The organism is Kaistella sp. CFF1-2 (genome assembly GCF_059509915.1).
In genome coordinates this window covers 850,486-872,940 of record NZ_JCAKLF010000001.1, presented here as the reverse complement: position 1 = coordinate 872,940, position 22,455 = coordinate 850,486, and the positions used below count along the sequence as shown (strand labels likewise).

The 22,455-nt window shown below is 35.9% G+C and carries 21 protein-coding genes; 10 read left to right on the top strand and 11 right to left on the bottom strand.

Annotated elements, in window-relative coordinates; all coding sequences use genetic code 11:
- Positions 1–40 precede the first annotated feature (40 nt).
- Positions 41–1,762, bottom strand: a complete 1,722-nt coding sequence (locus tag AC5XHR_RS04055) for a cellulase family glycosylhydrolase (RefSeq protein ID WP_495949494.1) — start codon at positions 1,760–1,762, stop codon at positions 41–43.
- Positions 1,763–1,918: 156 nt separating this feature from the next.
- Complete coding sequence (locus AC5XHR_RS04050; protein WP_495949493.1) at positions 1,919–2,884, bottom strand: Gfo/Idh/MocA family protein; 966 nt, start codon at positions 2,882–2,884, stop codon at positions 1,919–1,921.
- A 133-nt stretch (positions 2,885–3,017) separates the two neighbouring features.
- On the opposite strand from AC5XHR_RS04050, the gene AC5XHR_RS04045 reads away from it, so the two are divergent.
- The 4 genes from AC5XHR_RS04045 to AC5XHR_RS04030 all read left to right on the top strand — a co-directional run bounded on the left by AC5XHR_RS04045 (position 3,018) and on the right by AC5XHR_RS04030 (position 8,749).
- Positions 3,018–3,668: a protein-L-isoaspartate(D-aspartate) O-methyltransferase gene (locus AC5XHR_RS04045; protein ID WP_495949492.1), complete on the top strand. Its 651-nt coding sequence runs from the start codon at positions 3,018–3,020 to the stop codon at positions 3,666–3,668.
- Between the two features lie 3 nt (positions 3,669–3,671).
- Entirely contained in the window at positions 3,672–3,851 is a 180-nt protein-coding gene (locus tag AC5XHR_RS04040; RefSeq protein WP_495949491.1) for an RNA-binding protein, read from the top strand.
- A gap of 299 nt (positions 3,852–4,150) precedes the next feature.
- The gene (locus tag AC5XHR_RS04035; protein ID WP_495949490.1) at positions 4,151–7,063 is read left to right on the top strand and encodes a SusC/RagA family TonB-linked outer membrane protein; all 2,913 of its coding nucleotides are present in this window, start codon (positions 4,151–4,153) and stop codon (positions 7,061–7,063) included.
- 15 nt (positions 7,064–7,078) lie between these two features.
- Positions 7,079–8,749 carry a RagB/SusD family nutrient uptake outer membrane protein gene (locus tag AC5XHR_RS04030; RefSeq protein WP_495949489.1) on the top strand — a complete coding sequence of 557 codons (1,671 nt, stop codon included), beginning with the start codon at positions 7,079–7,081 and terminating at the stop codon, positions 8,747–8,749.
- A gap of 36 nt (positions 8,750–8,785) precedes the next feature.
- Here AC5XHR_RS04030 and AC5XHR_RS04025 read toward each other — a convergent pair whose 3' ends face one another.
- Both AC5XHR_RS04025 and AC5XHR_RS04020 read right to left on the bottom strand, forming a co-directional pair.
- Positions 8,786–9,175 carry an acyl-CoA thioesterase gene (locus AC5XHR_RS04025; protein WP_495949488.1) on the bottom strand — a complete coding sequence of 130 codons (390 nt, stop codon included), beginning with the start codon at positions 9,173–9,175 and terminating at the stop codon, positions 8,786–8,788.
- Between the two features lie 254 nt (positions 9,176–9,429).
- Positions 9,430–9,993 carry a hypothetical protein gene (locus AC5XHR_RS04020; protein WP_495949487.1) on the bottom strand — a complete coding sequence of 188 codons (564 nt, stop codon included), beginning with the start codon at positions 9,991–9,993 and terminating at the stop codon, positions 9,430–9,432.
- Between the two features lie 148 nt (positions 9,994–10,141).
- Here AC5XHR_RS04020 and hutU point away from each other — a divergent pair, with 148 nt between their 5' ends.
- Complete coding sequence (hutU, locus tag AC5XHR_RS04015) at positions 10,142–12,145, top strand: urocanate hydratase (RefSeq protein WP_495949486.1); 2,004 nt, start codon at positions 10,142–10,144, stop codon at positions 12,143–12,145.
- A 227-nt stretch (positions 12,146–12,372) separates the two neighbouring features.
- Positions 12,373–13,017 (top strand): response regulator transcription factor, encoded by a 645-nt coding sequence (locus tag AC5XHR_RS04010; RefSeq protein WP_495949485.1) that lies wholly within the window; start codon positions 12,373–12,375, stop codon positions 13,015–13,017.
- A 25-nt stretch (positions 13,018–13,042) separates the two neighbouring features.
- Here AC5XHR_RS04010 and AC5XHR_RS04005 read toward each other — a convergent pair whose 3' ends face one another.
- From AC5XHR_RS04005 to AC5XHR_RS03975, 7 genes are all read right to left on the bottom strand, one after another.
- A complete protein-coding gene (locus AC5XHR_RS04005; protein ID WP_495949484.1) occupies positions 13,043–14,551 on the bottom strand; it encodes a carboxypeptidase-like regulatory domain-containing protein in 1,509 nt (502 codons plus the stop codon).
- Positions 14,548–15,945 (bottom strand): CsgG/HfaB family protein, encoded by a 1,398-nt coding sequence (locus AC5XHR_RS04000; RefSeq protein ID WP_495949483.1) that lies wholly within the window; start codon positions 15,943–15,945, stop codon positions 14,548–14,550. Before AC5XHR_RS04000 ends, AC5XHR_RS04005 begins: the two co-directional genes overlap by 4 nt.
- An 8-nt stretch (positions 15,946–15,953) precedes the next feature.
- A complete protein-coding gene (locus AC5XHR_RS03995) occupies positions 15,954–16,355 on the bottom strand; it encodes a curli production assembly/transport component CsgF (protein WP_495949482.1) in 402 nt (133 codons plus the stop codon).
- 11 nt (positions 16,356–16,366) lie between these two features.
- Positions 16,367–16,654 carry a CsgE family curli-type amyloid fiber assembly protein gene (locus tag AC5XHR_RS03990; protein WP_495949711.1) on the bottom strand — a complete coding sequence of 96 codons (288 nt, stop codon included), beginning with the start codon at positions 16,652–16,654 and terminating at the stop codon, positions 16,367–16,369.
- Positions 16,655–16,665: 11 nt separating this feature from the next.
- Entirely contained in the window at positions 16,666–17,091 is a 426-nt protein-coding gene (gene csgH / locus AC5XHR_RS03985) for a curli-like amyloid fiber formation chaperone CsgH (RefSeq protein ID WP_495949481.1), read from the bottom strand.
- A 10-nt stretch (positions 17,092–17,101) separates the two neighbouring features.
- Positions 17,102–17,506, bottom strand: a complete 405-nt coding sequence (locus AC5XHR_RS03980; protein ID WP_495949480.1) for a hypothetical protein — start codon at positions 17,504–17,506, stop codon at positions 17,102–17,104.
- Positions 17,507–17,592: 86 nt separating this feature from the next.
- Positions 17,593–18,417, bottom strand: coding sequence for a hypothetical protein (locus AC5XHR_RS03975; RefSeq protein WP_495949479.1), 825 nt, complete (start codon positions 18,415–18,417; stop codon positions 17,593–17,595).
- Positions 18,418–18,652: 235 nt separating this feature from the next.
- On the opposite strand from AC5XHR_RS03975, the gene AC5XHR_RS03970 reads away from it, so the two are divergent.
- The 4 genes from AC5XHR_RS03970 (at position 18,653) to AC5XHR_RS03955 (ending at position 22,441) form a co-directional block, all read left to right on the top strand.
- Positions 18,653–19,276, top strand: a complete 624-nt coding sequence (locus tag AC5XHR_RS03970; protein WP_495949478.1) for an HdeD family acid-resistance protein — start codon at positions 18,653–18,655, stop codon at positions 19,274–19,276.
- A gap of 169 nt (positions 19,277–19,445) precedes the next feature.
- The gene (locus AC5XHR_RS03965; protein ID WP_495949477.1) at positions 19,446–20,057 is read left to right on the top strand and encodes a TetR/AcrR family transcriptional regulator; all 612 of its coding nucleotides are present in this window, start codon (positions 19,446–19,448) and stop codon (positions 20,055–20,057) included.
- The gene (locus AC5XHR_RS03960; protein WP_495949476.1) at positions 20,041–21,387 is read left to right on the top strand and encodes a TolC family protein; all 1,347 of its coding nucleotides are present in this window, start codon (positions 20,041–20,043) and stop codon (positions 21,385–21,387) included. Before AC5XHR_RS03965 ends, AC5XHR_RS03960 begins: the two co-directional genes overlap by 17 nt.
- Position 21,388: 1 nt before the next feature.
- The gene (locus AC5XHR_RS03955; RefSeq protein ID WP_495949475.1) at positions 21,389–22,441 is read left to right on the top strand and encodes an efflux RND transporter periplasmic adaptor subunit; all 1,053 of its coding nucleotides are present in this window, start codon (positions 21,389–21,391) and stop codon (positions 22,439–22,441) included.
- The last annotated feature ends 14 nt before the right edge of the window (positions 22,442–22,455 follow it).

Sequence of the window (22,455 nt, the reverse complement as noted above, 5' to 3'; positions counted from 1 at the left end):
AAAAATCCTTTTCGGTTGGAAAAGGATTTTAAAATTAATTTTATTTGATATGAATGGCTTTTAAGTTGATTCCATTCGATTTGAACTGAACTCGCAAACTGTTTTGCCCTTTTGGAAGGTTGATTTTTGCAGGGCTGGAGTTTTTCCAACTTGTATAACTTCCCGTAGCATTAAGTTTATAAGTAGCCAAAACGTTTCCTTTTGCATCTGTAATCTGAATTTCTCCATTTTCCTGCGATGCATATTCTAAAGAAACCTGCTTACTTCCGGCTTTTTTCACATCGAAAGTGTACTGCAACCATTCTCCCGCTTCGGTTTTACCTACATAATAGGTGTTTCCATCTTGATAAATATCGACACCATCGTTTCTTAATTTTTGACCCGAATTCCATTCAGAACGTTGGTTAGGATCGCTCACCCAAAGGTTTTGGAAGTCTTTATCGAAATACGCACTGTTGATTCGTCCTAAGTCGTAGGATGTTGCTTTTATTGTTCCTGGAGCACTCATTTTTTCAAAAGGAAGCGTTGTGTCTTCTTTTACCTGACGGAAAAGAGCATCAATAACATCTTTTTTAACTTCAGTATTTTCGAATTTGTAATTATCCGCAATTTTCATCAATGCCTTTTTTGCAAATTCTGGTGTTGGCTTCGTTCCGCCATTCTTCCAATAATTCAACAAAGTTTGATATTCAGGCGTGATTTTTACATTGGTAACTCCTGCAATATTGTCGATTTTTTTCATTGGCCAATATGCGTAACCGATGTTATTATCATCCAAAAGTTTATTCAACTCAGCAAACCAAACATTGGAGTTTTCGCCCGTCTCACCCAACCAAATCGGAACGTTGAATTTTTTTCTCAAATCTAAAATTCCTTGGATAGAACCTGTATTATTGTTTGTCCAATATTTATGGAAGCTTAAAGCCGTATTGTTGTCTTCAATAGTGGTAAGACCATTGTAGTTATTGCCCCAACCGTTTCCTTCTAAGAAAATAATGTGTTTTTTATCGATTTTTCTAATCTCTTTGGTGATGTCGTTTTGCAATTTCCAAAGCGGTGCATTCGATTGTTCATCGGTTCCATTCGGATTGCTTCCTGTGAAATTAATATTCGGTTCATTAATTAAATCATATCCACCAATCCAAGCTTCATCTTTGTAACGTTCCGCCAGCTTTTTCCAAAGTGCAATGGTTTTATTTTGGTTTTCAACACTGTCCCAAAGATTTGGTTTCGATTTATCGTTATCCGAAATATTTGCATCATTTCCTTGTCCACCAGGCGCTGCATGAAGATCCAAAATCAAATACATTTTATTATCTGCACACCATTTCAAAAGTTCATCTGTCATTTTGAAACCTTGTTCTAACCATGTGTTTTGACCTTTAACAGGTTCTTTTTCAATTGGTAGCGTGTACAAATCATAATGCATTGGCAAACGAACGGAGTTGAATCCCCACTTTGCAAGAGCGTCAATATCTTTTTTTGTTACGCCGTTTTTCAAATAAGCTGCGTAGAATTCGTTTTTTCCCTCTTCACCTATTAATTCGGCGATTTTAGCTTTAATTTGATATTGCGGGCCAGCAAAATCGGCTGTTTTTAGCATATATCCTTCTTGCAACATCCAGCCACCAAGTCCAAGTCCTTTTAAAACCACATTGTTTCCCTGTTCATCAACTATTTTTTGCCCATCAACTTTCAAAAACCCTTGTCCAAAATAAAATTGAGATGCCAAAACGATCCCTAGAATGCTTAATTTTTTCATAGCAGAAATGTAAATTTTGATAAAGATAGAAAAATTTTCTACAAAATCTCATTTTGAGACAATGATAACGGCGTGAATTTCAAAATTTCAAAATATCATAACAAAAAAACCTGAAACAATTCTGCTTCAGGTTTCTATTTTTTGAAATTCGTTGATTTATTTCTGAATCAGATTCATGATTTTTAGGGCAATTTTTAAAGCTTCAGTTCCATCTTGAAGAGAAACCTGAGACGGCTGATCTAATTCGATGGATTCTGCAAAAGAATTAAGTTCATCCAAAATCGCATTATTCGACTGAATATTTGGATATTCAAAAAGGATTTGATTTTTCTCACCGTCCGCATTTTCAATAATCATATCGAATGGAGAAGGCTCTAGGGGAGCTTCTTTCATACGAATAACTTCTGCTTTTTTCTCCAAGAAATCTACTGAAATATACGCGTCTTGCTGAAAAAAACGGGACTTACGCATCGCTTTCATTGAGATTCTTGAAGTCGTTAAATTGGCAACACAGCCGTTCTCAAACTCGATTCTGGCATTGCAAATATCTGGAGTTTTAGAAACGACGCAAACACCACTTGCATGGATGTCTTTCACTTTTGATTTCACTATGCTCAACAAAATATCCAAATCATGGATCATTAAGTCCAAAACCACAGAAACGTCAGTTCCACGAGGGTTAAATTCTGCGAGACGATGGATTTCGATAAACATCGGATTGTTGATGTACTCTTTAGTTGCGATGAAGGCCGGATTGTAACGTTCAACATGACCAACTTGAACTTTAATGCCTTTTTCCGTACATTTTTGAAGTAAATCTTCGGCTTGCTCTAAGGTTTGAGTAACTGGCTTTTCAATGAAAAAATGAATTCCTTTGTCAATCGCTTTCAAAGCAAAATCGTAATGGTAGATTGTTGGCGTTACAATATCCAATACGTCGATTTGATCTAGTAAATCGTCAAAGTTTTCAAAATACTTGTATCCAAATTCGGCTTCCAGTTTTTTTCCATTTTCGACGTCTTTGTCGTGAAAACCAACCAAGTTGTATTTCTCAGACATTTGTAAAAGTTTCAAATGTATTTTTCCAAGATGCCCTGCACCTACCAATCCTGCGTTTAGCATATCAATTTTCTTTGTGTCAAAGATACGAAAATGGGTAAAATTTTTGGTTTGTTTTCTATTTGCCTTGTAGTCTTTTTATTTTCTACTTTTGTAAGAAGTTCGCAAAACGAATTTCTAAAAAACGGATACAATCATGCAGGATTCTTTTCTACACCGAGGAAAAAGAAAAATTTTAATCGATTATTTGAGAACCAGAATTGGGATTCAAGATGAAAATGTTCTTCAAGCGATGAACGCAGTGCCGCGTCATTTGTTTATCGAAAGTATTTTCGAAGACTATGCGTATGAAGATCGGGCATTTCCTATTGCTGCGAGACAAACAATTTCACACCCTTCAACGGTTGCTGAACAATCAGAACTTTTGCAAGTTCGAAATGGCGAAAAAGTACTAGAAATAGGAACGGGATGCGGATATCAAACGGCGGTTTTGTTAGAAATGGGTGCACAAGTTTACACCGTTGAACGACAAAAGGATTTGTATGATTTCTCGTCAAAGAAACTAAGACAGCTATTATATAGACCTAAATTTCAATTATTTGGTGATGGTTTTGCTGGGCTTCCAACGTTTGCCCCTTTTGATAAAATATTAGTGACTTGTGGAGCAGAAGTTCTCCCCACGGAATTATTACGTCAATTGAATATTGGTGGTAAAATGGTGATCCCATTAGGGCCAATTGATGAGCAAATCTTATATCGTTTTACTAAAGTGTCGGATACTGAAATTGAAAAAGAAGATTTTGGTGCCTATAAATTTGTTCCTATGTTAAATGATACAAATACTTAAAGTATGGATTTATCAAAATTAAAAGACGGTGCATTTTGTAAAGTAATAGGTGGGACACATAAAGGAAAGTCCGGAACGATTCACGATATTAAAACAAGTAAATCAGGTGAAATTACTATTACCGTAAAGCAAGAAAATGGGGTTCGTTTTAAGACGCTTGGAAGGAATGTAGAAGTTCAATAAGGTCAAAGTTTCGATATAAATATATTGATAGAAAGTGCAATAATTTTATTGCACTTTCTTATTTTATTGGAATTCAGTTCCATAATTGGTGTTTTTTTTAGAGAAAATAACTAAATAATTTTAAAAATTCTGAAATTAAAAAATATTTTTTGCCCGATTTTTTAAGATCTATTTTATGTAAATTTCTGATTTTCAGTACTCATTTTTTGCAAAATAATTTTTTTTTAATTCAATGTTAATATTTGTTAAGGTTTTGAGAAAAAATGAATAAACTTGTCTTAAATACAAAGTGATTTAATATGAGTGTAAAAAGAAAAGCGATTTCTACAGTAGGGGTAGGTTTCTTTTTGATGGGAAGTTTGTTGCATGCGCAAACTAATGATTCAAAAGATACTATTTCTTCTGAAAAGAAAATTGAAGAAGTTGTTGTTGTAGGGTACAAGCAGCAAAGAAAAGAAACTTTGACATCGTCTGTAACGACTGTTTCTGCAGAAAAATTGCAGGATGTTACCAGTTCTAATTTTCAAACCATGTTACAAGGGAAAATGCCCGGAGTTGTTGCGGCGGTTAGTGCTGGAAAACCAGGATCATCGCCAGTAATGAGAATTAGAGGAGTTTCCTCTATTGCGGCTAACCAAAACCCTTTATACGTTGTTGATGGGGTAATTATTCACAGTGACGCAGATGTACCACCGGATCAAATTGAAAACGTAACTATTCTTAAAGATGCTGCCGCTACGGCGCTTTATGGATCTCGAGGAGCTTCTGGTGTTGTCGTAATTACAACGAAGTCGGGAAGAGGAAATTCGGTAAGTTTAAGTGTAAATAATACCTTTAACTTCTACAACATGGGGAATTTCAAATTAATGAATTCTCAACAACAGAAAGAGCGTTTTCTTGAGTTTGCAGCAAATGGAACCGATATATTCTCAATGCTTAATAAGCAGTATACGACGCAATCAGGAATGACGCCAATCACAAGTCTTGATCAAATAACAAGAGATTTTGATTGGTTAGATTTAGCTACACAAGTCGGTGTTGTTAACAATTACAATTTAAGTTTAAACAAATCCTCTGATGGAAATAGAACATATTTCAATGCAGGATATTATAAAGAAGAAGGAACCGTTAAAGGGTATAAACTTGAACGTTTTAGTGCTAAATTAAATCAAGAAAGTAAAATTTACGATTGGTTAAAATTCAGCCCAAAATTAACGTTTACGTTCGATCAGGTTTATGATCAAGAATATAGTCTGTATGCCGGTATGTATAATATGCCTTGGGATTCTCCATTTTATCCAGATGGGTCTATCTATGACGTTCGTTCAAGCAATACATTGCCTTGGTTCTCAAGGGATCGTGGAAATTATTTATTGGATAGACCGAAGTCTTACGGGAAAAACAATACATTTAATGGACAGGGTAATTTAGATTTTGAAGTTCGTTTAGCGAAAAATTTGAAATTTATTTCAACCAACAGTTTAACGTATTATAACTATGATGGTTTAGGGTATTCAGATCCTTCGATGCTTTCGCAAGCAACAAACAAAGGACAGCTTTCTCAGTCTAATGCAATTCGATGGACGAAGTATACAAACCAAATGTTGAAGTACGAAAATACATGGAATGATGTTCATAAATTTAATGCTTTAGTAGCGTATGAATATCAAGACTATATGTACAAGTCTAATGGAGCAACTGTGAAAGGTTTGGTTGTAGGTTCGGAAGTTTTGTCTAACGGTGCAGAAGCATTAGGCGTGCCAAATGGTCAAAAAAATGAATATGCATTCCAATCCTATCTTTCAAACGCAGAATATTCCTATGCTGATAAATATTTATTGCAGGGGTCCGTTAGAATAGATCAATCTTCTCGATTCCCAAAACAATACAAAACAGGTCTTTTCTGGGCTGTAAGTGCAGGATGGAATATCTCCAATGAAGCCTTCTTTGAACCATTAGCAAGTACGATTAATCGTTGGAAAATTAGAGGAAGTTACGGGGTACAAGGAAATGCTCCGACGGACTATTATGTGAATTTTAATAGAAGTTCATCAAGACCGTATAATGGATTGGTAGGGCTTTTCCCAAGTGCTTTTGGAAACACTGGTTTAAAATGGGAAACAATTTATCAATTAGACCTAGGTACGGATATTTCATTCTTAAATAATCGTATTAATGTTACTTTTGACTGGTATAATAAAGAAACGAAAGACTTAATTACGAACCTTCAATTACCGATTGTAACAGGATATACATCTCAAGTCGTTAACTTCGGGACATTGCGAAATAGAGGTATTGAATTTTCGATTGATGCAGATGTTATCAAAAAGTCAGATTTTAAATGGAATATCGGATTTAATTTTGCTAAAAACAAATCAACACTTGTTGAGTTGGCGAATGAAAATTACAAGTCAGGACAGTTCAGATATACCGTTGGTGAGCAAATTTATACCTATGATTTAAGAGAGTGGGCAGGAGTAGATGCAGCGAATGGAAATCCACTTTGGACAATGTATTATATTGACAAAGACGGAAACGGATCATACAATACAGGTGATACCAGAGTCGCTTCTCTAAGTGATTATCAAACGGCGAATCCAGATGCTGTCATTGCAAAAACAACGACTACTACCTATAGTAATGCGACTTATATTAATTTTAAAGACAAATCTAGATTACCAGATTTTACAGGGGGTATTTCTACGGCATTAAGCTACAAAGGGTTTACTTTAGCAGCCCAAGCAACATTCTCAAAAGGCGGTTATTTGTATAACGCCATGAGACAAAATTTCACAGATAATGATGGTATTTATCCATTCTATAACCAGATGGTCCTTACAAAAGATTGGTCTCGTTGGAGCGTAAACAATACACCGGAACAGAATGCAAATGCGACTCACCCATCATTGGTTTACGAAGATAAGAGACAGTCTAATGGAGAATCAACAAGGTATTTAGAAGATGCAAGCTTCTTTAAAATTAGAAGTATCAGCTTGTCATATGACTTGCCAAAGCAGTTTTTACCAGCAAACAACATGATTAAGAGCTTAAGGTTATCTGTGAATTTAGAAAACATGTTTATGTTTACGAAATTCTCTGGATTTTCACCAGAAATGGGATATACAGGGAATAACTCAGGAGGTTCTAACTATTCTTATGTAAACTACCCTGCGCCTAAAGGAGCATCAATCGGGTTAAATGCAACCTTTTAATTAAAAGAACGAATTATGAAAAAGATATTATTAACAGCACTTGTACTATCCTCTTTAGTAAGTTGTAATTTAGATAGAGAGCCTTATGACGGTGCAATTACAGACCAAGTTGTGGTCACAGAAACTGGATTAGAGCAGTTTCTTAATGGAATTTATAGTAAACTATCATACGGAGCAACCGATTACGTAGGAAACAGTGCTAGTTTAAATTTATACAGAGCGGGTATTTTTGGTGCCGATGAAATCCATATGAGTTCAGCATCTTCGGATGATTTGTCTCAATTTTATAACTATCTAAGGAATGCATCTGGTGCTCGTTCAAATGCAGTTTGGAACGACGGTCTCCAAGCAGTAAACGCAACCAATGCTATTTTTGAAAATTTAAAAGAAGGAAAATCGGCAGCTTTGGATCATATGCTTGGTGAAGCTTACTATCTAAGAGCTTTTTCCAATTTTGCAATGCTTCAATTGTACTCTTTCCCGTATTCACAAGGACAAAGTAATTTGGGGATTCCTTTGAAGAAAACGAGTAGTATTGATGAAAGACCAGTGCGTTCTACTGTTGGGGAGTCTTATAACGCGGTTGTTGAAGATTTGCTAAAAGCAGAAACTTTAATGGCAGGTGATTCTAAAAATAATGTTAAAGCTACGCAAGCCTCTGCTCAAGCTTTATTATCTAGAGTTTATCTTTATATGGAGAATAATGATAAAGCCTTAGAATATGCCGACAAAGTAATCAATTCGGGAAGATATACTTTGTTATCTAAGGATGCATTACCAACTTATGCTCAAGCAACCCCGGAGAATAATGCCGAAACTATTTTTGCATTTCGTGTAGAAAATAAACCTGGACAATACGCGGCTGGAAGTATGTTGGGTTCTATGTTTGCTGTTATTGATAATGCAGGCTGGGGTGAAATGTACGCAGCAAGCACCTATTTGCAAACGGTGAAAAGGTTCCCACAAGATGTTAGAAATCAATTTATCACACCTGATTACACTTTGGATAAAGCGGGTAAGAAGACCCCTGTTGTTTATTGGACCGTGTTTAATGCGAAGGCCAATCGATATGAGTATGCTTTTTATAATGCAACTTTAGATGCTGCAGGAAAATACGTGTCTTTCGTGAAAGATGGAGCAACGTATCCGATTGTTGAGGAGCCATCAGTTTACGGTGGTGCAAATTATATGAGATATTATGCCACAATTGGAGGTGTTAAACAATATTTGTCGCAAGATTATGCGTTGAATAATAGAGGAGGATTCCCTAAGTTTTACATTAATAAGGTATCGTATCAAGAAAAAATTGGACATTTATTTTCACCAATTATTTCAAGATTAGGAGAGTTATATTTAATTCGTGCCGAAGTTGCAGCTAAGAAAAACGATGTGGCAACAGCATTAGCACAAATTAATATCATTAGAAAAAGAGCTGGCGCGCCAGAATATACTTCAGTGCCAACTGGTAAAACAATTTTGGATTTAGTTCTAGAAGAAAGATGGGTTGAACTATCTTTTGAAGGACATCGAAAATTCGACTTGTTGAGAAATAAAAAATCGATTGATCGATCTTTTGCAGGAATTTCGTTGAGTAAATTCACGATTAATCCAGGAGATCCAGAAACTATTCAGTTTGTTCCGCAGCGAGAAGTTACACTTCAACCTGAATTACAGCAGAATGACTAATAAAAAAGCCTTGCATTACAAGGCTTTTTTATTGTTTTAATTTTCAAAAATCTTGATGGGCTTTTTGTTTTCATCAATCGCTACCAATGTAAAATCGCCAGCAACCGCTTTTTCTCGAGTGTCGGCGTACATTTCTTCAATAAAAATTTCGATATTCACTTTTAAGCTGGAGTTTCCTACGTATTTTACTTTTCCAATAAGCTCAACTAGAGTATCTGCAGGAATTGGTTTTTTAAAATCAATTCGGTCGCAACTCACGGTTACAAAAGATTTTCTTGCAAATCGAGTTGCTGTCATAAAAGCAACCTCATCCATCATTTCCATAACTTTTCCACCAAACATGGTTTTGTGATGATTGGTCGTGTTTGGGAAAACTACTTTAAAAACGTGGGTTTCTGATGCTTTGATTTTGTCGTCGTAATTCATTTTTTTAATTTTTTAGCATTAAACATTCTAATTTTTAGTATTCATAGAAAGTGCATAATGCTTTCTACTTCAACTCGCGAAAGGTTTTGGGGATCCGACTTAGCTTTTGGCCTTACGGTTGCGCGACAGTTCGTGATTTGCACACGATTCACCCTAATTTTTTGAGACTGCAAAGATAAGCTTCGTTTTCAAAACTTATTTTACTTTCACCTAATTATTTTTTAAACTCATGATTTTACGACATTTTTTGGAGGTTATTTTCCCCATCCCCATGGTTTTTTGTTGAATTCAATAGGTTTTGTTAAATCAAATTTTACTGAAAATTGGCGTTCCGAACCAACCACGCGTAAATTGTAGGTAAACGATTTGTCATCAATGGTCATCCACCAAACATTGGAACAAGCGTAGTCTAAAAGCGTACATGTTTCCTGATCGGCAGGGAAAAATTGTTTGTTTGCATGTCCCGTATTGGGCGACGTACCGCCGTACATGGTGACTTTATCGGGCGTTCCATTTTCTAAACGATGATCGTGTTTTAATTGAATTACATCGTCTTTAAAAGTTAAAACCCAAGTTCTAGACTGATCATCACCTACATAAAACGGAATTTTTATTTGATTTTCTTCACAAGAGAGAACTTGCATTACCAATTTTTTTCCAGTGAATTGATCTCCAGGCTTTCCCCCTTCTGTAATCTCGCCCATGTAGGATTTTCCACAATGGGTTTCTATTTTCTTTTTGAACTCAATACTTTTTGATTCTTGTGCAAAATTGAGAATGGAGCAAAGTACAAAACCTGCTACTAAAAAAGTTTTCATAGGTATAAACTTGAATTTTGTAGATGAATTCGGAAGATACGGATATTTTTTAGAGTCAAATTCCCTCGTAAAATATTGGTTTAAGTCTTTGTTTTAAATATCTTTAAAACCAATTTTGAATTTCAAATCTCAAATTTCAAATTAAATAATGACATTTCAAGAACAAATAAAACAAGGGATTCCTACAGAGCTTCCTCAACCAAAAGTTTTCGAACCTAATATCAATCACGCTCCGAAGCGTAAAGAAATCTTAACCGACGAGGAAAAGAAATTGGCTTTACAAAATGCGTTACGTTATTTCGAACCTCAATTTCATGCGACTTTAATCCCTGAATTCAAGAAAGAATTAGAGGATTTTGGAAGAATATATATGTATCGTTTTCGTCCAGATTATGAGATGAAAGCGCGTCCGATAACCGATTATCCAGCGAAATCTCAACAAGCTGCGGCGATTATGTTGATGATTCAGAATAATTTGGATTATGCCGTGGCTCAACATCCGCACGAATTGATTACTTATGGTGGAAATGGTGCGGTTTTTTCCAATTGGGCGCAATATCTTTTGACGATGCAATATTTGTCGGAAATGACGGATGAGCAGACTTTGGTGATGTATTCTGGGCATCCGATGGGACTTTTCCCTTCTCATAAAGATGCGCCGAGAGTTGTGGTAACCAATGGAATGATGATCCCAAATTATTCAAAACCTGATGATTGGGAGAAATTCAATGCTTTGGGTGTTACGCAATACGGACAAATGACGGCGGGAAGTTATATGTACATTGGTCCACAAGGAATTGTGCACGGAACGACGATTACGGTTCTGAATGCCTTTAGAAAAATCAATAAATCGCCAAAAGGAGGACTTTTTGTAACTTCTGGATTGGGAGGAATGTCGGGTGCGCAGCCAAAAGCAGGAAATATTGCAGGTTGTGTAACGGTTTGTGCTGAGGTGAATCCTAAAATCACGAAAATTCGTCACGACCAAAAGTGGGTTAACGAAATCCATAAAAATATGGATGAATTGATTGAAAGAGTAAGAAAAGCTCAAGAAAATCAAGAAACCGTTTCTTTGGCTTACCTTGGAAATATTGTTGATGTTTGGGAGAAATTTGCTGATGCAGGTTTGAAAATCGATATCGGTTCCGACCAAACTTCTTTGCATAATCCTTGGGCAGGTGGTTATTATCCAGCTGGAATTTCTTTTGAAGAATCCAACACGATGATGGCTGAAAATCCAGAATTATTCAAAGAAAAAGTTCAGGAAACTTTGAGAAGACACGCTGCAGCAATTAATAAACATACTGCCCTTCGACATACTCAGGATGTGGGAACCTATTTCTTCGATTATGGAAATGCCTTTTTATTGGAAGCGTCTCGCGCGGGAGCGGATGTGATGTCTGCAACGCCAACTTTAGGAAGAGAATTCAAATATCCGAGCTATGTTCAAGATATTATGGGACCCATGTGTTTCGATTATGGTTTTGGACCGTTCCGTTGGGTTTGTACAAGCGGAAAACCTGAAGATTTACAAAAAACAGATGATATTGCTTGCGCGGTTTTAGAAGAGATGATTCAGAATTCTCCGATTGAAATTCAACAACAAATGAAAGACAATATCCAATGGATAAAAGGCGCTCAAGAAAATAAGTTGGTGGTTGGTTCTCAAGCTCGAATTTTATATGCCGACGCAGAAGGACGAATGAAAATTGCGGAAGCCTTTAACAAAGCCATCAAAAATGGTGAAATTGGAGCGGTAGTTTTGGGAAGAGATCATCACGATGTTTCGGGAACAGATTCTCCGTATCGTGAAACATCCAATATTTACGATGGTTCGAGATTTACAGCGGATATGGCGATTCACAACGTGATTGGCGATAGTTTCAGAGGAGCGACTTGGGTTTCTATCCACAACGGTGGTGGCGTTGGTTGGGGCGAAGTGATCAACGGTGGTTTCGGAATGTTATTGGATGGAAGCGATGATGCAGACAGACGATTGAAATCCATGCTTTTCTGGGACGTTAATAACGGGATTTCCAGAAGAAGTTGGGCAAGAAATGAAGGTGCTATTTTCGCGATCAAACGCTCGATGGAAGCGGAACCCAACTTAAAAGTAACGCTGCCGAATTTGGTGGATGAGAGTTTATTGTAAAGGATTAATTTTACGAAATATATAAAGAGGCTTTTTGTCTCTTTTTTTGTTTATTTTAAGATTTTCTTTTTGGCTTTTTTTTCATAATTCATGGTGATTTTGAGGGTGTTAGATAGATTTATTAAAAATCAAACTTTGAATAGGTGTTCTTCCTGAATTTAAAATTTAACATAGATAGTTTAAATTTTTTAGCGTTTTTTTCGTACTTTTAGTCAAAACTAATTGCCGTGAAATGTTCATTGTTAATTTATGACTATGCTCAATTTTATATTGAGACTTTGAAAATTAGTCTAAAAGAACAAAAACTTTTCGATGAGATAGTGTATTCTAATAACGTTGAAGAGTTTTTAAGATTGATCTCCACCCAGAATTTTGATTTTATTATTACAAGTGATCGGGTATTGTCTTGTAAAGACTTGTGCGAATTAATTAATGAGGAGCAACCGAAAATTAGAGATTCAAAATTTATTTTCTTAGGAGACGCCGATGAAATTCGGCACATCCGAAAATTGTTTGAACATGGTGTGATTGGCTACTTTGAGTCTGATGTTGAATTACGAGAATTAATTTCTGGATTACAATCCATCGTATGCGGAAACGTCTACATTTGTAATAGTGCAAAAGAGCGTATGCTCAATTACATTAGCTTCCAGGATAATTGTTTGAAAAACACTTCTGAACCGTTAACGAAACGGGAATTGGAAGTTATGAAACTTATTTGCGATGGCTTTAGCAGCAAATGTATTTCAGAAAAACTTTTTATAAGTTTGAATACGGTAGAAACGCATCGAAAGAAAATTTTACTCAAACTGAATGTAAAAAATTCAGTGGGTATTTTTAAATACGCTGTAGAAAACAAAATGCTGGAGTAATCCAGCATTTTATTTTTTTCAATTTTTATTCCCAATCCGCCATTTCTGCATTCGAGAATAGAACGGTTCTGTTGGTACTTGAATTGTTGTTTGAAAAATTTAAGGTGACTTTAACTATATTCGAAGGTGATATTTGGTCATTGGATGTATTAGTGAAGATAATATCCGCATCATTTGGAGCAAATCTTGGATCGAGATCGTTTGTTCCCGCTGGTTTTTGACTCAAAGCTGAAATATCTTGAATAACATTCGTGGTTAGATTGATCAAGAAAATTCGTGAATCCAATTGTCGATACGAAGAATCTTCATAGCCTGAAAAATCACGAGTATATAACAAAGAGTTTCCATCGATGGAGAAATTTAAACCTCCAGCTCCGCCTGTAACTCCAGAAAGTATTGTTTTCATAACACTTCCAACCATATCAATAATTTGAATTTTTACTCCGTAGCCTAGTACATTATTGGTTTTGATTGCGATTTTACTAGAATCATAACTCCATTCGCATTCGCTGATGAAACTTCCATCAGGCGTTTGATAGACTAAGGTTAAACCACTTCCGTCTTTATTAATTTTATATAATTTGTCAAAACTCGGATAGATAAATTGGCTTCCAGAAGGGTTCCAAGAATAATCCAATTCCTTCATGTTGAACCCCGTTACGGGATAGGTTGTTACCTGTTTTACATTGGAGCCATCACGATTTGCCGTAAAGATTTGATTATTTCCATCAACGGTTCGTAGAAACGCAATTAGATTTGCGTTGTTATTCAGTCTCGGTCTGAAAGAATTAACGGATGGATCTGTAAATTGAAAACTTTGACCTTGATCGTTGCTTGAAATTATGTAATAGTTTCCATTCATTTTTCGTGCAAAATGAAAACGATTATTTGGATTTGCTGATACTTTAAAACTAAAGACAGGACTCAAAACCTCTTTGTTAATTCCATCGCTTACACCAACTTGCCAAAAATAGCTTGCTCCAAATACTAAATTAGTAAGGTTATAATTTTTTTCCTTGATGTCTTTAACCTCCAAAACATTGGTGTTGATACTGGTTTTCACTAAAAGACGATACGTTAAGCTATCTTTTTTATCAGGATCAATCGCATTCCAAGTTAAGGTAACCGATGTTGGTTGATTCACCGAAGCATCAGTTGGCGAAAGTAAAGTTGGTGTTGAAGGTGGCGAGTTTAAAGAATTATCATCCGACAATTCAAAAAGAACACTAACAACTTGGTCACTTTTTTTGATGTTGATACCTTCGAACGTTGCAACGTAACCTGTTAATTCAGCTTTTACAGAATAATCTCCGATAGGAATATTTTCTATAATAAAGGTTCCGTCGGCGCCAGAAATTACGGTTTCTGTAGATGGAGAAGTTGTGATTTTCACATTAGGAATAGGCTCATTGGTTCCTTTTTTTATCACTTTGCCTTTTACACTACCTTTTTGGGTAAGTGCAACGGTGTCTTCGCTACACGAATGTGAAACAAATAGAAGTAGCAGACTTATATAGAGAAATAGTGTTTTCATGGTAATTTCTTTTTAGTTTGTGTTTTTCCTAAAAACCAATTGATTCCTGCTCCAATGTGGAAGGCTTGATCTTTTCGTTTTCCATTTTTGAAATCGTCCCAATCGTCTGTGAATCCGTAATCGAATTGAGCATTAGTACGAATTGCGAGTTTTTGCGTGATCATATATTCTAAGCCACCGCCAAATTGGGTTCTGAATTTTGTATTATTAGCGTTAGAAAACATACTTCCAATTCCTGCGTAGAGGTAAGGTGAAAATTTGTACTGTGGAAGCAAAGTGGTTTCCAGATTGAGCTCTGTAGTCACAAAATTTCGTTTTAAGATTCCTACATTTTCAAACGTTGCAAAATTGGTATTGAATTCCAAATTGAAATATTCGTTGACATAATATTTCAAACCAATTTTTCCTCCGATATGGGATTTGCTATCCACATAATCGCCTTTGATTTCATCGGAATTTCCTAAGGCTAATAATGACATTCCTGTTCTATAAAATCTTGGTGTTTTATTACCAACTTCTCGCGCGTAGTTGCTTACAATTTCTTCGTCCTGCCCTTGGATAAGTTTCTCTACTTTATTGCTATAATTGGCATCTGCATCCCAAATTCCTTCTTTAATTCCTTCTAAAATTAAAGAGTGAACGGCTTTCTCAATTGCTTGTGTTACAGCAAGGGAAACGGGTTCATTTTGGGTAACGCCTAATTCTGCTTCAAGAATTTTATCCGCATCAACATACCGAAATAATCCACCACTAGCCGTAGTAGATAAAATGTTTTTTGAGGTATAAACCGTTTTAAGAATTTCACCACTCATACTGGAAACCAATCGTAAATAAACCGTCACTCGATCTTGACGGTATTGCGTATTTGCGCCAATACCGAAATAACGGGCGCCGGCACCTCCAGTAACGACATTGGTGTCGTAAGAGATAATTCCTCCCTCTAGTAAAATTCCTGCGTACAGAAGTGGTGGCAATTGGTCGTCAATAGCCGTTTTGCCGTCTTCTTGTACTTTATATTCTTTTCGTGTGGTTCTAATGATTTGTCTTTCATTAAGGATATCACCAATGTTTTCCCGTTCTATTGGGCGAAACCATTTCGTATCCTCTAAAGCTTTTAATAAAATGCTGGTGGTTCCTTGCGGAATGGCGGTACTCCATCCGCTTCCATTTTCTTGCATTTTGTATTGACCAGTTTGGTCCTTGAATTTGTAAACTCCAATGACGATTTTTTCTCGTGGTGGAGGGAGATTGAGTAGTTTTTTGGTAATCGGAGTGATTTCTCCGACCGTAGATTTTTCGCTTTCTGAAGGAAAATTAAATAATCCCGCGCAGCTGCTAACCGTTGAAAGGCTGATGATTACCAAAATCGTTCTAAAAATAGGAGACCTTTTCATGGCGTTAGTTATTTAGGTATTATTATTTCCGATTGTTCACCTGTACTTGTGTCCAAGATATTGATGATTAATCCTTTGTCACTTTCGGTGACTTTCAAATAAAGTGAACCAAACATGTATGTTCCAGGTTTGATTCCGTCTTCAAATTGATTTCCGAATAATTTTTGCGATAGTTGACTAAGCAACTGTCGGTTCATGCTTTCTGTAAAACTTCCTAAAGAATTGAGGTTAGAAAGTGAAGAAGATCCTGTACTTGTTTTGAACTGGCTTTGGGCTACTGCCGAGCTCATCAACCATTGGTAATTGAATGTGTCACCTCCAAATGCTGGGTTGATTGGTTTGTAGCTAAACTGTTGTCCAAAAGCACAAAAACATAGCATGCATGCTAAGATGGATAGTAGTTTTTTCATGGTTTATGTTTTTAATAAATAAATCCTGTATCTGCGGTGTTTTTCTGTTCCTGATAACTAAAGATGCTTTGTAGTGTTGCGCGAAGAGATTCTTCTAAATAATCGTCTTCGGGTTTAGATAAAAAGGAATAGATAGGCGTGTCGTCTGCAAGAATTTGGATGATGGTATTGGTTCCTCGAAAGGGTAGCTCAGCAACTTTTAAGATAAAATCAACTTGAATTTCGTTGAGCATCATTTTGTTTTGCAATCTGCTGTAAAAGTCGGATCCTACTCGAGTTTTGGTTTCATCAATTGTAATTCCGCGTAGTTTTATGTCTTCTTCTTGAAATTTTTTTTTTCAAGATTTGCCATCTTGTTATTGTAAATCAAACTGTCTTGGCTTACGGTATAGTTTTTTTCATCACGGATGAAAAGAAAGACTTTTAAAGCGTCTTTTTTATCAATGTTGAGGCTTATTTCAGAAAGTTTTTTGGTTTCATTGGGTTGCAATGTGAACTTTCCAGATTGCTGATTGGAAGACAAATTACCCGTTCCGCTTTCCTTCACCGCCAAGAGCTGATATGTTAATGATTGAAATACTTTGGAAGAGTTGTTTGCGACGGCTTCGAGTATGAACAAACCTTCAACTTCTTTTTTCTCAATCTTTGCTGTTACGCTGGGCGTAGTTTGCGCGGGGGTTAGTGAAAACATCATCAAAGTATTTAGTACAATTGCTAATTTGGTTCGTAGTTTCATGTTTTTTCGATTAATAGTTTCGCATGAAAATCATCTTATTATCACCTTTAATATTCAGTTGTATTTTGTCTGAAATACTATTGGATCCGGTAACATCTACATGATTATTAAACCCATTAACATTAACCTTAGTTTCTACATTTTTGGTTGCATCCGGATTAATAAAGAATGTTGTGTTATAATTTCCCAATTGGGTAAACTCTAAATTGCTTCTCTGACTGCGGTTAAAAACTTCTATTTTATTTTGATTCCCCACTTGAAGGATTTCGGTTGCGTGAGTCGCATTTTCCTTAGTTGTTTGGGTAGGTGTTGTCAATAATTGCAGAATATTTTTACTGTTGATTTCAGAAAAGGAAACTTGTTGCGCTTCAATACTGATAAAAGTGAATAAAAGCATAATAAATAAAGTTTTCATAATCTGTATTTAAGGTTAAAAGGAGAAGCCCGAAGGCTTCTCCAAGGTCTCATTTAGTAGATAAATGATTTTGGTATGATGTTGTTTTAGCAACCAGGTTGTCCTTTAGGGCATTTAGGAGTTGGCATTGGAGGTGCACAACAATCAGTACTAGCAGTACCAGGTTGTTGTACTACGATAATACTATTGTCGCAACCAATTTGTGTGTCTTTAGAATAATGTCCATCTCCAAATTGAGATTGTGAGATTGAGTTTCTATCTCCGTCTTGAATTGCATAAGCTCTGTTGTGATCACCCCATTGAAGTTGAGCAACTGTGTTGTCATAACCTTCTTGTTTTGAATCTGCGTAGTTGAAATCACCAATTTGTAATTGTCCCGTTTTGTTTCCCGCTCCATTTTGCCATGCTACTGCTTCATTCTTTTTCCCAATTTGTGCTTGCCCAACTAAATTTTTATCTCCGTATTGAGTAGATTTAGCGTCGTTTCCTTTTCCATCTTGGAATTGAACAGCTTCATTGGCTGTACCACATTGCATTGCGTAAACAGCATTTTTACTACCATACTGATATTGTTGTACAGAATTGTCTTTACCATATTGTTTTGTTTCGGCTGTGTTTTCTTTTCCATCTTGAAAAGTGAAGTTTGAGTTTTTATTCCCTTTTTGTAAAACATCTACTTCGTTATCGTTACCGTAAGTTTTAATGGTGTTTTCATTTCTCTTATTCCATTGTTCAACTGTAGCTTTGTTACGATCTCCGTCTTGAAGCGTGTTGTTGTCGTTCATAAATCCTGTCTGAGTAATTTTTGCCTCATTAGAATTTCCCACTTGCTTTGTAACATCGTGATTTTGCTGTGCATAAGAAAATGTTACTGCCATAAGTGCGATTGCACTTGCTAATACTTTTTTCATGATAATAAGTTTTTTTTGGTTAGTATGTGGTACAAATGTCTGTATCCTCCAAAACCAAAACATCACCATAAATTGTGAATTGTAAAATATCACCATTTCTAACTACCACATGGGGGAATTTCCCCTTTTTTCTGCGTAAAACACGGTTGCAATTTCCTATTCTTTATAAAAAAGCCATTTTATCGTAGTTTTGACTACTTTTCATTTTTTCTTACTGAAAATAATATAAAAGAAAATGAATTTTAAAAAACAAGCATTCAGGGTTTTAGAAGTAATTTTGTCGCCAGAAAAACACAACAAAATGAATAATCAAACTACTTTTTCTGCAGGGAAGTATTGGTATTTACCATTAATTTCGGGGGTTCTTTTTATTCTTCTCAGTTTCTGGGTATTCAAAACACCGGTTGAATCCTATCTCGCCTTATCCATATTTTTTGCAAGTCTATTTATGATCGGTGGTTTACTAGAAGTTTTTCGGGCATTAAATAATTCTGGATCCAAAGGATGGGGGTGGAGTTTAACATTCGGTATTGTGGATGTCATATTTGGCGTATTGCTACTTTCCAATCCTTCCTTAAGCGCATCGGCATTAATACTATATGTTGGTTTTATCTTAATGTTTCGGTCGATTTCAAGTATTGGTTTTGCTACCGATTTGAAAGATATGGGCGTAAAATCGTGGGTTGGACCGTTGATTTTTGGAATCTTAGGATTGATATTGGCCGCAATAATGATTTTTAATCCCGCATTTGGAGGCTTTACCATTATTTTTTACACCGCCATGTCCTTATTTTTTATTGGACTATTTCAAATTTTATTAGCATTTAGTCTCAAAAAATTAAATGCTTTATCAAAATAAATTCCAGCAAGTCTTTCTAAAGAAAGGCTTGTTTTTGTTTAATAATTTTTTTTAAAATGTTTTAAAGTAATTCAGAATTTGGTTCGTCTAAAGGAATGGAAAGAGAAAATAAACTTGGAAACTTTTTTTGTTTTTTAGTTTTCTTTGCGTATTTTTGCAGCCGATTATGATGGAAAACAACAATTTTTTAGAAAAAGCAACGGCTTTGTTTCTCAAATATGGTCCCAAAACAGTGACTATGGATGATGTGGCAAAAGAGTTTGGGATGTCTAAAAAGACATTGTATCAGCTCTATGCAAATAAAGACGAGTTGTTGAAAGCCGTTTTGTTCGACATTGTACGCAATGTAATTAATGATGTAAAACGTAGAATGAAGGAAGTGGATCATCCACTACAATTGTTTCTTCGTACGGAAGCTAGTTTTGCTGAGTTTATGGTAGAGGATCGAGATATTTTCATGTTGCAAATGTCGCGCTATTACCCAGAAATTTTTAGAGAACATTCGCTATCTGTTTTTGAGGAAATCAATGCTTTCTTAACAGAAATAATTATTGAGGGAAGAAAAAAAGGAATGATTCGCGAAGATTTTGATATCAGAACGTACTCTAAATTCGTGATGATTTTAAATCAATCTGCTATTGAATCTCCATTTTTCGAAAATGCGTTCGAACAACGAGCAACGATACGTTCAGGTATTGATGGATTTTATCTCAATGCCATCCTAACGGAAAAAGGAAAATTAAAATTGAAAGAACTGAAAGAAAATGATAAAGAAGATTAATCTAGCGATCTGTGCACTAGCATTTGCGGGAGCAATGCAGGCGCAGAATGTGCAAAATCTTAGTCTGAAGGAAGCCATAGATTATGCTTTGCTTAACAAAGCTGCAGCGCAAAAGGCCTCTTTGGATCTTAAAAAAGGAGATGCACAAATTATGCAGGCAAAAGCAGGTGCTTTGCCTAAAGTGGATATCGTAAACAACACGACGTACAACCCAATTATTCAGCAAATGATGTTTGCTATGCAAGGTCAAGCGCCTATGATTGTTGAAATGGGTCAAAAATGGCAATCAACGCATTTGTTGCAAGTAAACCAAACGCTTTTTAACCAAGCGGTTTTTACCGGTTTAAAGGCGGCTAAATCCACGAAGGAATTTTACGAATTAAATAAAAACCTTACCGATGAGCAAATCATCGATAAAGTGGCGAATACGTACTATCAAGTTTACAAAGCAGATCAAATGTTGGAGAATTTGGATAGTAATCTTCAAATTTCAGAGCAAACAATTAAGATTATTAAAGGTTTGTACGATGCGGGTTTAGCAAAGAAAATTGATTACGATCGAAGTGTTGTTGGTATTAACAATATTAGAGCGAACAAGCAGCAATTGATTAATCAAAAAGAGATCAGTGAAAACACATTGAAATTTATTATCGGGATGCCAATGAATCAAGAAATTGAGCTTCCTGAAAATAGTTTTGATGCTTCAGTTTTACCTAACGATACCGAAGGAAGTCATACATCTGAAAGAACAGAATTGAAAGTTTTAAACAAACAAATCGAACTTTTAGAATGGCAGAAAAAAGCGACGATTGCGGAGTATTATCCAACGGCATCGCTTAGTGGAAGCTACGGCTGGTACGGTTTGGGTAAAAAAATGCCTTGGTTCAATTCAGGATTCGAAAATGGGGTGAATTGGAGTGATGCTTTATCTATCGGTTTGAATGTGAATATTCCGATTTTCAAAGGTTTCGCAACAAAAGCAAAAGAAGAATTGAATCAAATCGAAATTGAAAAAGCACAAATGGACTTGCAAGAAACCCAATTATCATTGGATATGGCGTATGAAAACGCACTTTCATCACTTAAAAACAGCCAGATTGCAATTGAAAATCAAGAAACCAACCTAAAATTGGCGGAAGATGTTCTTTCGAATACACGAAGCAATTACCAATATGGTTTGGCTACATTAAACGACTTGCTAGATGCCGAGAGAGATTTGGCTGATGCTAAAAATAATTTAACATCATCCAAATTAGACTACAAACTAGCTGAAATAGAATATTTAAAATCACAAGGAAAACTCAAAACTTTAAACGGAAATACGCTGTAAAATGAAAAGAATAATTACAACAATAATCATCTTAGTTGCCGTAGCCGCGGGAATTTATTTTATCCTAACGGGCAACAAAAAGAAGAATCAAGAGAAGGTAGAGCAAGTTGCTGCGAAAAATCCGGATGTGGTCGTTCGTGTTGCTCAAGTTTCGCATCAAGAAATTAACGACGGATTTAGTGTTAATGGTTCTTTTCTAGCGAATAGAACAGCGAATATTGCGTCTGAAGTTTCTGGTCAAATTTCGGCTCTTTACGTAAAAGAAGGAAGTCATGTTGGTGCAGGACAAGTTATCGCTCGGCTAAAAGGGGATAAACTGAATGTAAATGTAACCAATGCACAAGCAAATTTAGATAATGCACAAGCAGCACTTAGCCGTTACGAAATGGCTTATAAAACAGGTGGTGTTACTGCTTTACAATTAGATCAAGCGAGATTGCAAGTGAAAAACGCAAGAGCGCAAGTTCAAAGCGCAAACTTGAATTCGGGTGATACAACGATCCGTGCAAAAGTGGGTGGAATCGTAAATCAGAAATTTCTAGAAGTTGGATCAATCGTAAGTCCAGGAACGGCGATTGTTGAAATCGTTGATATTTCTCAAGTAAAATTGAAAGTAGATGTGGATGAAGCGATGGTTGCGAAACTAGCTTTAGGACAAATTGTAAAAGTACAACCAAGTGTAGAAGAAGGTTCTGTTGATGGTAGAATTACCTTCATCGCACCAGCTTCAACAGGAGCTTTGAAATTTCCAGTGGAAATAACAGTTCCAAATGGTTTAAACAAACTAAAAGCGGGAATGTATGGTACGGCAATCTTTAATGAAGGAACGGCTGCTAAGCCTTTAGTAATCCCGAGAGACGCTTTTGTAGGAAGTGTAAGCCAAAACGAAGTTTTTGTTGTTAGAGACAAAAAAGCGTACATGGTAAAAGTGCAAAGTGGGATGAATTACGGTGATAAAGTAGAAATCATCAGCGGATTAAAAGAAGGTGATATGGTAGTAACCAGTGGACAGATCAACTTGATCGATGGTACACCTGTATCCGTTTTGAAATAATTAAGCAGAAGAAT